This window comes from Kitasatospora sp. NPDC048194 (assembly GCF_043202455.1).
Taxonomy (GTDB): domain Bacteria; phylum Actinomycetota; class Actinomycetes; order Streptomycetales; family Streptomycetaceae; genus Kitasatospora.
The window spans coordinates 19,882-32,672 of the sequence record NZ_JBIDAK010000036.1 but is presented as its reverse complement, the minus strand read 5'-3'; the positions used below and the strand labels follow the sequence as shown (position 1 = coordinate 32,672).

14 protein-coding genes are annotated in these 12,791 nt (G+C 74.5%); 9 read left to right on the top strand and 5 right to left on the bottom strand.

Annotation, left to right across the window (positions count from 1 at the left end; genetic code table 11):
• Window positions 1-197: 197 nt before the first annotated feature.
• From ACGF07_RS30415 to ACGF07_RS30390, 6 genes are all read left to right on the top strand, one after another.
• Window positions 198-689 (top strand): hypothetical protein, encoded by a 492-nt coding sequence (locus tag ACGF07_RS30415; protein ID WP_392903920.1) that lies wholly within the window; start codon window positions 198-200, stop codon window positions 687-689.
• 363 nt (window positions 690-1,052) lie between these two features.
• Entirely contained in the window at window positions 1,053-1,676 is a 624-nt protein-coding gene (locus ACGF07_RS30410; protein WP_392903918.1) for a pyridoxamine 5'-phosphate oxidase family protein, read from the top strand.
• 136 nt (window positions 1,677-1,812) lie between these two features.
• Window positions 1,813-2,469, top strand: coding sequence for an ATP-binding protein (locus tag ACGF07_RS30405; protein WP_392903915.1), 657 nt, complete (start codon window positions 1,813-1,815; stop codon window positions 2,467-2,469).
• A gap of 191 nt (window positions 2,470-2,660) precedes the next feature.
• Window positions 2,661-2,903, top strand: a complete 243-nt coding sequence (locus tag ACGF07_RS30400; RefSeq protein WP_392903913.1) for a plasmid mobilization protein — start codon at window positions 2,661-2,663, stop codon at window positions 2,901-2,903.
• A complete protein-coding gene (locus ACGF07_RS30395) occupies window positions 2,900-3,271 on the top strand; it encodes a fic family toxin-antitoxin system, toxin component (RefSeq protein ID WP_392903911.1) in 372 nt (123 codons plus the stop codon). The genes ACGF07_RS30400 and ACGF07_RS30395 overlap by 4 nt, the downstream gene beginning before the upstream one ends.
• 208 nt (window positions 3,272-3,479) lie before the next feature.
• Window positions 3,480-4,181 (top strand): HAD family hydrolase, encoded by a 702-nt coding sequence (locus ACGF07_RS30390; protein ID WP_392903909.1) that lies wholly within the window; start codon window positions 3,480-3,482, stop codon window positions 4,179-4,181.
• Between the two features lie 126 nt (window positions 4,182-4,307).
• Here ACGF07_RS30390 and ACGF07_RS30385 read toward each other — a convergent pair whose 3' ends face one another.
• The gene (locus ACGF07_RS30385; RefSeq protein WP_392903906.1) at window positions 4,308-6,101 is read right to left on the bottom strand and encodes a penicillin-binding transpeptidase domain-containing protein; all 1,794 of its coding nucleotides are present in this window, start codon (window positions 6,099-6,101) and stop codon (window positions 4,308-4,310) included.
• Between the two features lie 420 nt (window positions 6,102-6,521).
• On the opposite strand from ACGF07_RS30385, the gene ACGF07_RS30380 reads away from it, so the two are divergent.
• Window positions 6,522-7,070, top strand: a complete 549-nt coding sequence (locus tag ACGF07_RS30380) for a hypothetical protein (protein ID WP_350745115.1) — start codon at window positions 6,522-6,524, stop codon at window positions 7,068-7,070.
• Window positions 7,071-7,155: 85 nt separating this feature from the next.
• On the opposite strand, the gene ACGF07_RS30375 is transcribed toward ACGF07_RS30380, so the two are convergent.
• Both ACGF07_RS30375 and ACGF07_RS30370 read right to left on the bottom strand, forming a co-directional pair.
• Window positions 7,156-7,902 carry an SOS response-associated peptidase gene (locus ACGF07_RS30375; protein ID WP_392903903.1) on the bottom strand — a complete coding sequence of 249 codons (747 nt, stop codon included), beginning with the start codon at window positions 7,900-7,902 and terminating at the stop codon, window positions 7,156-7,158.
• Window positions 7,903-7,951: 49 nt separating this feature from the next.
• A complete protein-coding gene (locus ACGF07_RS30370) occupies window positions 7,952-8,770 on the bottom strand; it encodes an AraC family transcriptional regulator (RefSeq protein ID WP_392903901.1) in 819 nt (272 codons plus the stop codon).
• A 231-nt stretch (window positions 8,771-9,001) separates the two neighbouring features.
• Here ACGF07_RS30370 and ACGF07_RS30365 point away from each other — a divergent pair, with 231 nt between their 5' ends.
• On the top strand, window positions 9,002-10,216 hold the full coding sequence (locus ACGF07_RS30365) for an MFS transporter (protein ID WP_392903899.1): 1,215 nt from the start codon (window positions 9,002-9,004) through the stop codon (window positions 10,214-10,216).
• 25 nt (window positions 10,217-10,241) lie between these two features.
• On the opposite strand, the gene ACGF07_RS30360 is transcribed toward ACGF07_RS30365, so the two are convergent.
• Window positions 10,242-11,525, bottom strand: coding sequence for a hypothetical protein (locus ACGF07_RS30360; RefSeq protein WP_392903896.1), 1,284 nt, complete (start codon window positions 11,523-11,525; stop codon window positions 10,242-10,244).
• A gap of 216 nt (window positions 11,526-11,741) precedes the next feature.
• Between ACGF07_RS30360 and ACGF07_RS30355 the strand changes: the two genes are divergently transcribed.
• Window positions 11,742-12,041 carry a WhiB family transcriptional regulator gene (locus ACGF07_RS30355; RefSeq protein WP_392903894.1) on the top strand — a complete coding sequence of 100 codons (300 nt, stop codon included), beginning with the start codon at window positions 11,742-11,744 and terminating at the stop codon, window positions 12,039-12,041.
• A 194-nt stretch (window positions 12,042-12,235) separates the two neighbouring features.
• Here the strand turns inward: ACGF07_RS30355 and ACGF07_RS30350 are convergent, their stop codons facing one another.
• Window positions 12,236-12,676: a hypothetical protein gene (locus ACGF07_RS30350; protein ID WP_350745129.1), complete on the bottom strand. Its 441-nt coding sequence runs from the start codon at window positions 12,674-12,676 to the stop codon at window positions 12,236-12,238.
• Window positions 12,677-12,791: the final 115 nt, after the last annotated feature.

Genomic DNA, 12,791 nt, shown 5'->3' with positions numbered 1-12,791 from the left:
TCAAGGTGTTCGCGACCGCCGTCAGCGCGTAGGCGAGCGCGATCCCCAGGATGACCACCGCGGCGTTGTCCGTCTGTTCCTCGGCGGGCCGAGCGGTCGTCCGTCCCGGGCGCCGGCCGGTGGTGCGGGCTGCGGATAGGCTGAATCCGCACGTCAATGGCCGTGGGCGGCCGGGAGGGTTCGGGACGGTGGAGAAGATGGGCGAGCTGGAGGACCTGCGGGCGCGGCTGACGGCGTTGGAGGCGGAGGTCGACCGGCTGCGCGAGGAGTCCGCGGCGGCCCGTGCGGCGGCGACGGTGCGTACGGCGACGGGGCGTACGACGGCGGGGGAGCGCACGGTAGCGACGGGGCGCGCGACGAGTGCGGCGGCTGAGCGTCCGGACGCGGGCACGACGGACACGGCCGGGGCAAGGACCGACCGGGACGGCACGGAGGACCGCGCCGTCGTGCCCGTCCGCACCCGGGCGCCGGAGGGCGGCCACGGGGACCGGGTCGAGCGGCCCCAGTCGATGACCAGCCTCGCCGACGTCGTCGGCGTCATGGTCTCCGGACAGAACGAACAGACCCGGGTGCTGCGGGCCCACGCCCGGACCCTGGAAGCGCAGAGCAGCACGCTCGCCAAGCACGGGCAGTTCCTGGAGAGCCTCCTGGCGGGCCAGGAAGCCCTTCAGGAGGAACTGCGCCGCTGAGGCGCCCCTACGGGCCCGCGCACGACCGGGAGGGCTTCGCCCCGCGTGTGCGCCGGTCGGCGGCGCCCACGGCCGGGCCGCTTCGACACGCACGGGCCCGTGGCCTTCCTCGACTTGCGCTGGGCTGGACGCTTGGATGGGTCCGGCCCGGTCCCCGGACGCGTCCGGCCTGGTCACCGTCCGGGTGCCGTCCGGGTGCCGTCCGGACGACCTCCCTTGGCGAGCCGAGGAGCCATCACCGTGAACGACACGACCGACCCCGATTCCGGCCCCGGTTCCGGTTCTGGTCCCGGTTCCGACCGTGATCCCGGCCCGGGTCCCGGTCCCGACCGCGATCCCGAGCACGATGGCGCCCCCGCCGACGTGGCCCACCGGATCACCGAACAGCGGGAGCGACTCGGCATCACCGAGGATTCGCTGGCCCGCCAGGCGGCGATGGCTCCCCGCTACCTGCACCACCTGCTCGAAGCCGGACCGACGTTCGACCCCGGCGGGTTCGTCCGGATCGCCGCCGCCCTCGGCATGAGCCGGGAGGAGCTCCTGACGGGCCGTCGCGACGCCCCGCCCGGGCAGGGCGGCCCCGGCCCGCGCCCCCGGCTGCTCAGCCTGACCGAGGCCGAGTGCTGGGACATGGTGGGCACCCACGGCGTCGGCCGGATCGGCCTGCCGGTGCGGCCGGGGCCGGCGGTCTACCCCGTCAACTACGTCGTCGACCGGGCCTCGTTCGCCTACCGTACGGGCCCCCACGTCGGCACCGCCCCCCAGGAAGGCGCCGAGGTGTCGTTCCAGGTCGACCACATCGACGAGTACCTCGGGCGCGGCTGGAGCGTCCTCGCGGTCGGCACGGCCCACTACGTGGACGACCAGGAGGAGACACGGCACCTCGACGGCCTCCCCGGCGCGGCCCCCTGGGCGGGCGGGGACAGACCCTGCTGGGTACGGATCCGACCCGCCGAGATCACCGGCCGCCGACTGGTCACCGGCTGACCGGGGCGGCAGCCGGGGCACCCCTCGGTCCGGACCGCTCCGGGCGGCAAGTGCCCTGCCGGCGCGGCACGTTGGGCGGGCCGCTGGTGCCGTGGGCCGGGAAGGCCGATCGCGGCCTCCGGGGCATACTCGTCGGATGGATCACGGATCAAGGGCCTCCTGGACCAACACCACCCACGACTGGGCCGCCGCCGTGGACGCGGACCACCTCGCGGGCATCCGCCGCGACCCCGGGCGCTACGCTCCGGGCGGCGTGGACCACCTCGTGCTCGAGGTGGTCGCCTACGCGGCCGACGAGGCGGCAGGCCGGGGCGCGGGGCGGTGCGTCGTCACCCTGCGGGCCGACGGCTCGGTCTCGGTACGGGACGACGGCCGGGGCACCGACACCCGGGTCGACGAACGCGGCGAGGTGGTCAAGAAGCCGGTGATGGCGACCAAGGACCTGCGCTTCTTCGACTCCTCGGAGAACTGCCCGGACGGATCCGCGGAGGCGGAACGGCTTCCGGACGGCCGGCCGCGCCGGGGCATGTCCGTCGTCGCGGCGCTCAGCAGCCGGCTGGTCCACACCAACCGGCGTCACAACGGGGCCTGGACCCAGCGCTACGAGCACGGCATCCCGGTGACCGGCCTCGACACGATCGAGCCGGACGGCACCACCGGCACCTGCGTGACCTTCCTGCCGGACGCGTCGTTGCTCCCGCAGAGCCCGTTGGACGCGGACCGGCTGGCCCGGTGGGCCGCGCACTGGCCCGCCCTGGACCTCCGGGTCGAGGACCTGCGGGGCCGCTCGTAGCGGGGCTGGCGGGTAGCGGGAACGGCCCGTTGCGGTCACGGACGGGCGCGGCCGGGGGCGCGGTCACCCGACGACGGGTGGCCGGGCCGGCCGGCCCCGGGATCCGCACCCGCGGATGACGCCCTCGGGGCGTCCGCCGACGTGGCGAGCCCGCCTTGTAGCGGGCGCTACGCCTCGCTACGCTCGCCGCCATGAAGCAGCTGAACGTCCGACTGGACGACGCCGTGCACGAGGCCCTGGAGCAGCGCGCCGAGGCGGCCGGGATGAGCCTGCCGGACTACGCGCGCAAGGTGCTCGCAGAGGAGGCGGACGAGCGGCGCGAACGGTTCCTGACCGCGGCCGCCCACTTCGCCCAGGCCTGGGCACCGGCCTTCGAGGCGGAGTTCGGGCCCTACCCGCACCGCTCGCGCGACACCGCGGCGGACGCGGCGTGATCCTGCGGATCGACCGGGCCTGGCTGCTCGACCTCGCCCACCAGTTCCTGCCGCACGACCCGGACGTCACCGACTACGGCACCCTGGCCGCCGCGGTCGCCCGCCACGCCGACGCCGTGATGGACGTCCCCGTCTACGGCACCGTTCAGCAGCGCGCCGCGGCCCTGATGCACCAACTGATCCGCGTCCCCGCGCTGGAGTCCGGCAGCGAGCTCTTCGCCGCGGTGGTCGCCGCCTCCTACCTCAGCGCCTCCGGCGTCATCGTCACCGCCGAACCCAAGCAGGCCGTCGCGCTCGCCGCCCGCATCCGTGCCGACGACATTGACGTCCGCGAGACGGCGGCCGCGATCCGCACCTGGTTCCGCTGACCACCGGTCCTCTCGAACACTCGAGTGACGTCGCCCGTGGCTGACGGATCGTCACTGGTCCCACAGCGCCGAGGACCAGGACCCAGGCGCCGCAGCCCGGGACGCGGTTCGCTGTCCGCCGAACAGGGGAGCGGCGAAGCGGCCGCCGTGTCCATGGAGCCGGCCTGGCCGATACCGTGGCGCCACGACCGCGGAGGAAGGACCCGGCATGGCACAGCGCTCCGTCGAGGAGGAACAACCGCCCGGCTACCGCGGCTTGATCCTGGACTTCGTCGGCGTCCTCACCGAGGGCGTCCGCGAGTCGATCGCCGCCTGGGCCCTGGCCGAAGGCCTCGACGCGGACGCGTGGCGCCGCACCCTGACCACCGACCCCGTGGTGCGGCGGCTGTACACCGAACTGGAGCTCGGCCGGCTCCCGCAGGCCGAGTGGAACGCCCGCACGGGGGCCGTCCTCGGGGTGGACGGCGACAACCTGATGGGTCGGGCCTGGGCGGCGGTCCGCCCGGCAGCCGAGATGGTCCGGTTCGCCCGGGAGGCCCGCCGCGCCGGGTACACCGTGGCGCTGCTCTCCAACAGCTTCGGGCTGGATCCGTACGACCCGTACGGGGCGACGGGCGTCTGGGAGCTGTTCGACGTCGCGGTGGTGTCCGAGCGCGAGGGCATCGCCAAGCCCGATCCGACGATCTACCGGACGGTCCTCGACCGCATGGGCCTGGCCGCCGCCTCCTGCGTGTTCGTCGACGACCAGCCGGCGAACCTGCTCCCGGCCGCCGAACTCGGTATCACCACCGTGCTGGCCGACGGACTCCCCGGTACGGCCGGGCACCTGGCCCGCCTGCTCGGCCTGGACAGGGGCAGCCCCGCCACCGAGCCTGTGGTGGCGGCCGGTTCGGATGCGGCACGGCCCTGACGTCGGTCTCCAGGCCAACGGTGCGGGGCGAGTACGGCGGTTCGGCCTCGCGGCCGGAAGGTTCTTGTGCGAGGACGGCCGGCGGCGGCCCCGGGTGCGGGACCGCCGCCGGCGCGGGAACTGCCGTCAGCCGTTGCCGCCGCCCGCCTTGAGGACCTGGGCCGCGGCCACGCCGGCCGCACTGTTGCCGTGGCCGCCGCCCTCGACCTCGGCGGCGACGGCGAGGTCGTCGCGGTAGGCGATGAACCAGCTGTTGGTGGACTGGCCGGAGCCGGTCTCGACCGTACCGGTCTTGGCCCCGATCTGGCCGTTCAGCCCCGACATCGGTGCGCGGGCGGTGCCCTGGGTCGCGGTCCTGGCCATCATGGCGCGCAGGTCGCGGGCGACGTCCGCCGGCAGCTTCCCGGGCGCGGTGACGCGCTTGACGTCCTCCCGCAGGACGGGCTGACGGAACGTTCCGCTCTGCACGGTCGCGGCGACCGAGGCCATCAGCAGGGAGTTCACCTGGATCTGGCCCTGCCCGATGTACTCGGCCGCCGCCTCGTCCTTGGTGCCCGGCAACGGGATCGTGGCGTCCCGGCTCGGGATGCCGATGTGCCACTGCAGGCCGAGGCCGAACTGGTCGCGGGCCACCGCGGCCAGGGTGCCCGGCTGTAGTTTCTCCAGCCCCTTGTCGATGAATCCGGTGTTGCAGGAACGGGCGAAGTCATCGGTGAGCGTGGCGTTGGGGAAGTCCCCCGGCTCGTCGTTGTGCCAGGCCCTGGGGGAGTAGGTGGTCTCCTTGCACGGCACGACGGTGTCCGGGCTCACGCCCGCCTCCAGCAGCGCGGCGGAGGTGATCACCTTCATCGTCGAGCCCGGCGGCTGCCCGCCCCCGACCGCGCGGTTGAAACCGCCCTGCGGGGAGTAGGCCATCGCCAGGATCCGCCCGGTGCTCGGCTGGACGGCCACCAGCGAGGCCGGCTTGCCACCCGCCGACTGCTGCTTGACCGCCTCTTCGGCGACCTGCTGGAGATCGGCGTCCAAGGTGAGCTTGACCTGCGGTGCGCTCGACGGGGTCAGGACGAACAACTGCTCCGGATCCTGGGCACCGCCGCCGGACAGCACCACCGCCTGTCCGGTGACGACCGTCGCACCGTCCGCCGGGGCGATCTGCGGCAGCACGCTGCGCAGCGACGGGAAGGCGTCCAGCGGACGGCCCTTGCGGTCGGTCGGCTTCGACACCGGGTTGGCCAGCGGACGTACGCCGATCGTCCTGCCCGCACCGAGCTTGGGGTGCACCACACTCGGCACCCAGCGCACCAGCATCCGCCCGTCCGCGGCCCGCATCACACCCATGACGCTGTGGTACTCCCAGGCGTCCGGCGTGCTGTCGAACTCCGCCCGCACCTTGAAACCGACGGCCGGCTCGCTCGGGGTCCCGGCCGGGGCCGGGCCCGTTCCGGTCAGGGTGAGGGTCTTGGCGGGCACCCCCTCGTGGAACGCGGCCAGCGCCGCCCGGGCCGCCTCCGGGCGGTCGGTCATCCCACCCGCGACCGTGAAGTCCCCCCGCTCCCAGGCCGCCAGGAACTCCTTGGCCACCGCCTCGGCCTGCTCCGCGCTCGGCGGCTGCTGCGCCGCCCCCGTCGCGGCGGCCGGCCTGCCGCCGCCGTCCCCGGAGGAGCCGCCCGATACGGCGCTCACCAGGTTGTACGCGCCGTAGCCGCCGACCCCGACCAGCGCGGCGAAGACCCCGCCTACGGCCACCAGCACCGCCCGGCGCGCGCCCGAGCGCCGCGCCGGCTCCTCCTCCTGGCCGGTGTGCTCCCGGAGGTCCAGGTCGTCCTCGTACTCCTGGTACTCCTCGCAACCCCCGTACTCCCCGTACTTCCCGTACTCCGTGTACCCGGCGTCGTCGGCGCGCGCCTGCTCGTCAGCCATCCTGCTTCTTCCCCCCATGAGAATGTCCTGATCACGGCCCGACTTCTCCCCGTTCCCCGCACCGCGCGGTCCGGCGACGGGTCGTTCGGGCCCGGACCAGGGTAGTACCGGCCCGGGAGCGGACGATCGTCGGCCCGGCAAGCGCCGGCCGCGGCCGGGTCGGAGCTCGGCGCGGCTGCCCGTCATCAAGCCCCCAACACGGCGGTTACAGAACGGAGTTGTGGGTGCTGAACCGATCCCCAGCCGCCTCGCGCCCGCGGACGCCCGTCGTCCCTCGCCGCGGCCTCGGACGCGCCGACCTCCGGGCTCCAAGGTCACGGTCTCGCCAAGTCCCGTGCAAACGGCGCCTGATCATGGTGGGTTCGTGTCGACCCCGGCCCGCCGGGGAACATCTGAGCGCAGACGCGAACAACAGGAGACATGGTGGCGGTCGACGGCAGCAACATGGCGCACGCTGTGATCGAGACGGCGGTGAAGGAGCGCACACGGCTCCAGACCGGCCGGAGCCGGACGACGACCCTGGTGGTGCTGGGCTTCTTCGCCGCCCTGGGCCTGTTCCTGGCGCTGGTGGTGGGCAAGTCCGATCCGACCAGCGCGCCGACCTGCGACGGCCAGACCATGACGCGGGACTCCGAGTGCCGGATCTGGTCCAACCACGGCGGCGGGGGCACGTACAGCTACGACGAGATGATCGACCGCCGGGAGTCCTCGAACGGCGTGTGGCGGGTGGTCGGCTTCGGCGGTGCGGGCCTGGCCGTGGTCGGGATGGTCGTCGCGGCCACCAGGCTCGATCCGAAGCGCCCCTGGGGCAAGCCGGTCGCCGAGGCCTGCCCGCGCTGCCACCAGCCTACGCTGCGCGAGAAGTTGACGGTGCACAGCATCTCCCGCGGGCGGACGACGTACCGCTACAGCGGCATCGTCACCCTCTGCACACCCGTCTGCGGGTTCTCGGCGGTGCGGCAGCGCTGACGGCGAGCGGTCGGGCCCGGCCGGGAGCCCGGAGAGCGGCCGCCCGAGGGCCTGGGGGGTGTGAGGCTTCCCGGAGGCAGGCGCGTCAGTCCGCCAGGCCCAGCGGATCGGGGGCGGTGGCGAGCAGCTCCGGGCCGTTGGGCGCGCGGACGCTGTTGACGGCGGGCGGGACGGCGCGCACCCGCAGGTCGCCGTCGCCGGGGCGGCGCAGCAGGTGGTGGAGGTCCGTGGGATCGGTGTGGGCGGGGGAGAGCCAGGTGGGCACGTCGTCGGGGGCGATGGTCAGCGGCATCCGGTCGTGGACGCGGCCGGCCGAGTCGGTGGCGTCGGTGGTGATGACGGTGGCGGTGGCGAGCCAGGCGAGCGGGTCGGCCTCGGGCCGGCCGGGGTCGCGCCAGAACTCGTAGAGCCCGGCCATGAGCATCACGCCGCCCGTGCTGAGGAAGTACGGCTGCTTGTACTTCTTGCGGTCGGCGGTGGCGGGGACTTCGCGCCACTCGAAATAGCCGTCGGCCGGGATGACGCAGCGGCGGGCGGCGAAGGCCTTGCGGAAGGCGGGCTTGGTGTCGACGGTCTCCGAGCGCGCGTTGATCATCCGGGCGGCGCCGGACGGGTCCTTCGACCAGGACGGGACCAGTCCCCAGCGCAGCGCGCGCAGTTGGCGCTGCACCTCGCCGGTCTCCCGGTCGACGCGTTCGAGCACGGCGGGGATCGGGTCGGTGGGGGCGACGTTCCAGCTCGGCGCGAGGGTCTCGGCCGGGTCCCAGCGGAGTTCTCCGAGCAGTGAGACGAGGTCCTGGGGCGTGGTGGTGGAGACGAAGCGGCCGCACATGCCCCCAGCCTGCCACCCGCCGCAGCCGATCGGCGAGTACGGGGGCGGTTCAGCGCGCCGGGCGGCTGCCCGCCGGGTGCACGTCCGGCGACCGGCCGTCCGGCGAGCGGCCGCCCCGCGAGCGGTTCTGAGCGGTGTGGCCGCCCGGGGTGTGGCCGAACGTCCGGCGGAAGACGTCGATGAACGCGCTGGCCGAGGACCAGCCGCAGCGGTGCGCGACGGCCGTGACGGGCACGCCCTCGGCGAGCAGCACCAGGGCGTGGTGAAGGCGCAGCTGGGTGCGCCACTGGGGGAAGGTCATGCCGAGGTCGGCGCGGAAGAGCCGGGAGAGCGTGCGGCTACTGGCGCCGACGGCGCGGCCGAGCTCGGCGAGGGTCCGGGAGTCGGCCGGATCGGCGCGCAGCCGTGCGCACACGGCCTGGAGGAGCGGCTCGGCGGGGGTGGGCAGGTGCAGCGGCTGCTGGGGCGAGGCACGTAGCTGGTCGAGCAGGACGGCACGCAGCCGGGAGCGTTCGGGACTGTCCTCCCCGGGGGCCCGGGTGTAGGCGATGATCAGCTCGCGCAGCAGCGGGCCGACGGCGAGCACAGTGGGGCGGGCGAGGGCGAGCGGGTTGTCGTCGGCGGGCAGGCCGACGAGGTGGAGCTCGAGCAGGCCGTGCGCCTGGTGGGCGTGGACGGTGCCGGCCGGGATCCAGAGCGCGCGGTTGCCGGGGGCGACCCAGGAGCCGGCGTCGGTGGTGATCGCGACGACGCCCCGGGCCGCGTAGGCGATCTGGTGGTCGTCGTGGCGGTGGGCGTCGATCCCGGCGCCGGGCGGCAGGAGCCGGGCACGGGTCGGTGCGACGGGATCGTGGCGGATTTTCGACATCGGCTGGCAGGTTATCGGAAGTCGGACAGGGGGCGTGCGGCCCAGCATGGCGGAGTGCTGAAACGACCGTCAGAGGAACAGACTCGGCCGGCCGGCGCGCCGGAGGGCGAGCCGGCGAACCACTCGAGGAACCAGCCGGGAAACCCATCGGGAAGACCTTCACCGGGGCCGACCTCGCGCTCGCGACCGTGCCTCAGGTCGATCGCACTGCTGTCCGTCGGACACTCCTGCGTGGACGTCTACCAGGGTGCGGTGGCGGCGCTGGTGCCCTTCCTCGTGGCCGAGCGCGGCTACGGCTATGCCGCCGTGTCGGGTGTGGTGCTGGCCGCCTCGCTGCTGTCCTCGGTGGCGCAGCCGCTGTTCGGGGCGCTCACCGACCGCCGGCCGCTGCCCTGGCTGCTGCCGGTCAGCACGCTGCTGGGCGGCGCGGGCATCGCGCTCAGCGGTGTGGGCGGCTCGTACGGGCTGACGCTCGCCTGCGTGGCGCTGTCGGGCGTCGGGGTCGCCGCCTACCACCCGGAGTCGGCGCGGGTGGCCAGGTCGGTCACGCGAGGCACCGGCGCCGGCCACCGGGGGATGGCCTGGTTCTCGCTGGGCGGCAACCTGGGCTTCGCGGCCGCGCCGTTGCTGGTCGCCGCCGTGGTCGGGACGGGCGGGCTGCGCCTCACCCCGCTGCTGGCACTGCCGGCCCTCGCGGGCGCCGCGCTCTGCATCCCGGTGCTGCGCGACCTGGCCCGCCGCCGCGCCTCCGCGGCGGACGCGGCGGCGAAGCGAGGACGGGACGACCGGGCCTCCTTCGTGAGACTGTCGCTGGCGGTGGTGTGCCGCTCGATCGCCTTCGTGGGCCTGAGCACCTTCCTGTCGTTGTTCGCCACCCAGCGGCTCGGCGGCGGCACGGCGCCCGGCACGGCGGCGCTGGTGGTGCTCTACGCGGGCGGTGCGGTCGGCTCGGTGCTGGGCGGCGCGCTGGCGGACCGGTGGGGCCGGGTCGCGGTGGCCCGCTGGTCGTACCTGGTCGCGGCGGTGGCGCTGGCCGGGGTGCTGCTGGTACCTGGCCCCGCGCTGTACCTGTTCGTCGCACTCACCTCGGCCGGCCTGTACGTGCCGTTCTCGCTCCAGGTGACGCTCGGACAGGACTACCTGCCCACCCGGATCGGCACCGCGAGCGGGATCACCCTGGGGTTGACGGTCAGCATCGGTGGCCTGGCCGGTCCGCTGATCGGCGTTCTCGCGGACGCGACCTCGCTGCGCACGGCGCTGCTGCCGCTGGTGGCGATGCCGCTGCTCAGCTGGGCGCTGTTCCGCGCCCTGCCGGAGCCCGCCGCGCCCGAGGACGAGCCGGAACCCGCCGCGCCCGAGGACGAGCCGGAACCCGCCGCGCCCGTGGAGGAGCCGGAGCCCGCCGCGCCCGAGGGCGAGGCGGCGTCCGCCGGGGGCGGCCCCTGACCGGGCGCGGCGGGAGGCGGCCGGATCAGGTGGTCGCGCAGTCCAGGACCCGGCCGTCCGCCGTGCCGACCAACAGTCGGCCGTCCGCGGTGGCGGTGAGCGCCGTCGGGACGACGGGCACGCCCGCGACGGCCGGCCGGTCGCGCCGGCGGACGGCGCCGCTGTGCAGGTCGAGGGCCAGCAGTTCACCGTCGCGATAGGCCACGTAGACGGTGTCCGCCGCCATGTCGAGGTCGGTGGCGACGTGGTCGGTCCGGAACACCCAGCGCGGCGCGCCGTCGGCGGCCGCGCGGCGGACCACGAAGGAGCCGCCGGGCTGCAGCCCGTGGCCGTGGTGGACGGTACCGGCGTGCACGAGGTCGCCGTCGGCCGTCTCCACGCCCGGGCCGGGATAGTGAACCTCCCCGGGCTCCCAGGAGAACGGGAACAGGTGCCGGACCCCCGCGCCCACGGCGGAGCGCACCGCGAGCCAGTGCTGCTTCCGCTCCCGGCGACTCCGCCCGGTCACGTTGGCGTAGTTCCGGCTGCCGTGCCGGATCCGCAGGCGATCGTGCCGGTCGCGGTACGGCGTGGTCCGGTGACGGATCAGCAGGCCGTCGGTGAGGCCGGTGGGTACGGGTGGCTCCGGGTCGTCCTCCGCCCGGGCGATGGTGGCCAACACCGCGCCGTCGGGCCGCTCTTCGACGGAGAGGACGTGGCCCCGGGCCTCCCAGTTCGGGCTGAGCGCGGACAGTGCCCGCTCCGCGTCGACCCGTCCGTCCGGGCGCGGAGCCGGCACCCGGGGGCCGGCCAGGTCGGCGCCGGTCAGCGAGCGGGGTGCGACGGCGCGCCAGTCCGGCCGCCGTACGACGGCGATGTGGCCCTCGGCCTGCGCCGCCAGGTCGTCCTCACCGTCGTCGGGCGGTGCCATGAGCACCTGGAGGGTCTGCTCGTCGAGCCAGGCCAGTCCGAGGACTTGGCGGCCGAAGTCGTGCTCGACAAGGGAGCCGGCAACGCCCGTCTCCCAGTCCAGCAGGAGGAGTTCACCCTCGAAGAAGTAGCCGCCGTCGTACTGGCCGGTGCCCACGGCGAGCAGCGGTGCCGTCGGGTGGAAGGCCAGCGCTTGCACCGGGAAGGGCGAGCGGAGCACCGCCCGGCAGCGGAGGTCCTCCGTGCCGTACACCCCCACCGTCGCCCTCCCGGCGAACGCGCACTCGCCCGCGACGGCGGTGAGGCCCCGCTTCTCGTCGGGGACGGCGAGGACGGGGCGGCCGACCTCGGCGAACGGGCGGTCACCGAGGACGCGGCGGACACGGAGCGGGGAGATCATTCCCAGGATTCTCCCCGCAGGCCGGTGACCCCCCGACACCGGGGGAGGGCTGTGCTGCCCGCCGTCTGTCGACGGGACGTCACTTCCGTGTCAACCGCCGTCTCCCGTCACGTCGTTGAGGAAGTCCGGAGGACGAGCGGCCTCGCGGCGCATGTGCCTCGCGAATCGGGATAGACGAGCGGGCGGAAACCACCGCTCGCTCGGAAGGAGTCCCCCGTGACCGACACCGCCCGCCTCCCCGGAGCGCTCGAGCACCACTGGTCCTGGCAGATACGGGGCGCCTGCCGCACCGTCGACACCAACCTCTTCTTCCACCCGACCAATGAACGCGGGGCCGCCGCGAAGCAGCGCGAGCAGGTGGCGAAGTCGGTGTGCGCCCGCTGCCCGGTGCTTGCGGAGTGCCGGGAGTACGCGCTCGAGGTCCGCGAGCCCTACGGCGTGTGGGGCGGGCTGACCGAGGACGAGCGCCGCGCCCTGATCGCCGGCCGGCATTCCCGGCGCCCGGTGGCCGCCTGACCGCTGGGAACACAGCCGGGAGCACCGCCGGGAGCACTGCTTGGGGGCACCGCCGACCGGCCGCCGCCTTCCGGCGACGGCGATCCCCCTGCCCGACCGTCACGTCGGAAGGGGGATCCGAACCGCCCGAACGACCGTCGGCACCGGCTCGCGCAGGTGGCGCCCGTCCTGAACCCGGCGCGGGTGACCGCGGGTCAGGCCTTGATGGTGAGCCAGGCGCCGAGGCCGCTGCAGCCGCGGGCGTCGTAGGTGGTGCTCCGGTAGCCAGCCGGGATCGGCGAGTACGGGCAGGTCCAGATGCCGTTGCGGACGAGTTCGTGGAACCAGGCGCCGACGCCGCTGCAGCCGCGCGAGTCGTAGTTCGTCAGCACGTAGCCGGAGACGATGGGCGAGCCGGAGCAGGTCCACAGGCGGTTCTGCGCGGGCTGCTGGTACCACGAGCCGTGGTTGTTGCAGCCGCTGGCGTTGTACATGGTGATGACGTAGCCGCTCGGGACGGGTGCCCCGGAACAGGTCCAGCCGCCGGTGGCCGAGGCCGTTCCGGCCGTCGTGCCGGTGAGGGCGGCCGCGAGCACGGCGACCGTCGCAGCGGCCCTTCCGGCGCGGGTCATGAGCTGGCGGATGATCCTGGTCACGGCGACACCGGTCCGATCGGTCGTCTCCGTGCCGCCGGAGCGGCACGGGAAGGCGGAAAAGCGGGACGCGCCGCACCCTATCGACGGTGATCGGCTCTTCGATAGGTCAGATCGA

Bases quoted from the DNA above. Each gene is read 5' to 3' on its own strand.
- ACGF07_RS30390 (WP_392903909.1), top strand. From the start codon at position 3,480: ATGGCACAGCGCTCCGTCGAGGAGGAACAACCGCCCGGCTACCGCGGC.
- ACGF07_RS30400 (WP_392903913.1), top strand. From the start codon at position 2,661: ATGAAGCAGCTGAACGTCCGACTGGACGACGCCGTGCACGAGGCCCTG.
- ACGF07_RS30380 (WP_350745115.1), top strand. From the start codon at position 6,522: ATGGTGGCGGTCGACGGCAGCAACATGGCGCACGCTGTGATCGAGACG.
- ACGF07_RS30405 (WP_392903915.1), top strand. From the start codon at position 1,813: ATGGATCACGGATCAAGGGCCTCCTGGACCAACACCACCCACGACTGG.
- ACGF07_RS30375 (WP_392903903.1), bottom strand. From the start codon at position 7,902: ATGTGCGGCCGCTTCGTCTCCACCACCACGCCCCAGGACCTCGTCTCA.
- ACGF07_RS30360 (WP_392903896.1), bottom strand. From the start codon at position 11,525: ATGATCTCCCCGCTCCGTGTCCGCCGCGTCCTCGGTGACCGCCCGTTC.
- ACGF07_RS30370 (WP_392903901.1), bottom strand. From the start codon at position 8,770: ATGTCGAAAATCCGCCACGATCCCGTCGCACCGACCCGTGCCCGGCTC.
- ACGF07_RS30415 (WP_392903920.1), top strand. From the start codon at position 198: ATGGGCGAGCTGGAGGACCTGCGGGCGCGGCTGACGGCGTTGGAGGCG.
- ACGF07_RS30385 (WP_392903906.1), bottom strand. From the start codon at position 6,101: ATGGCTGACGAGCAGGCGCGCGCCGACGACGCCGGGTACACGGAGTAC.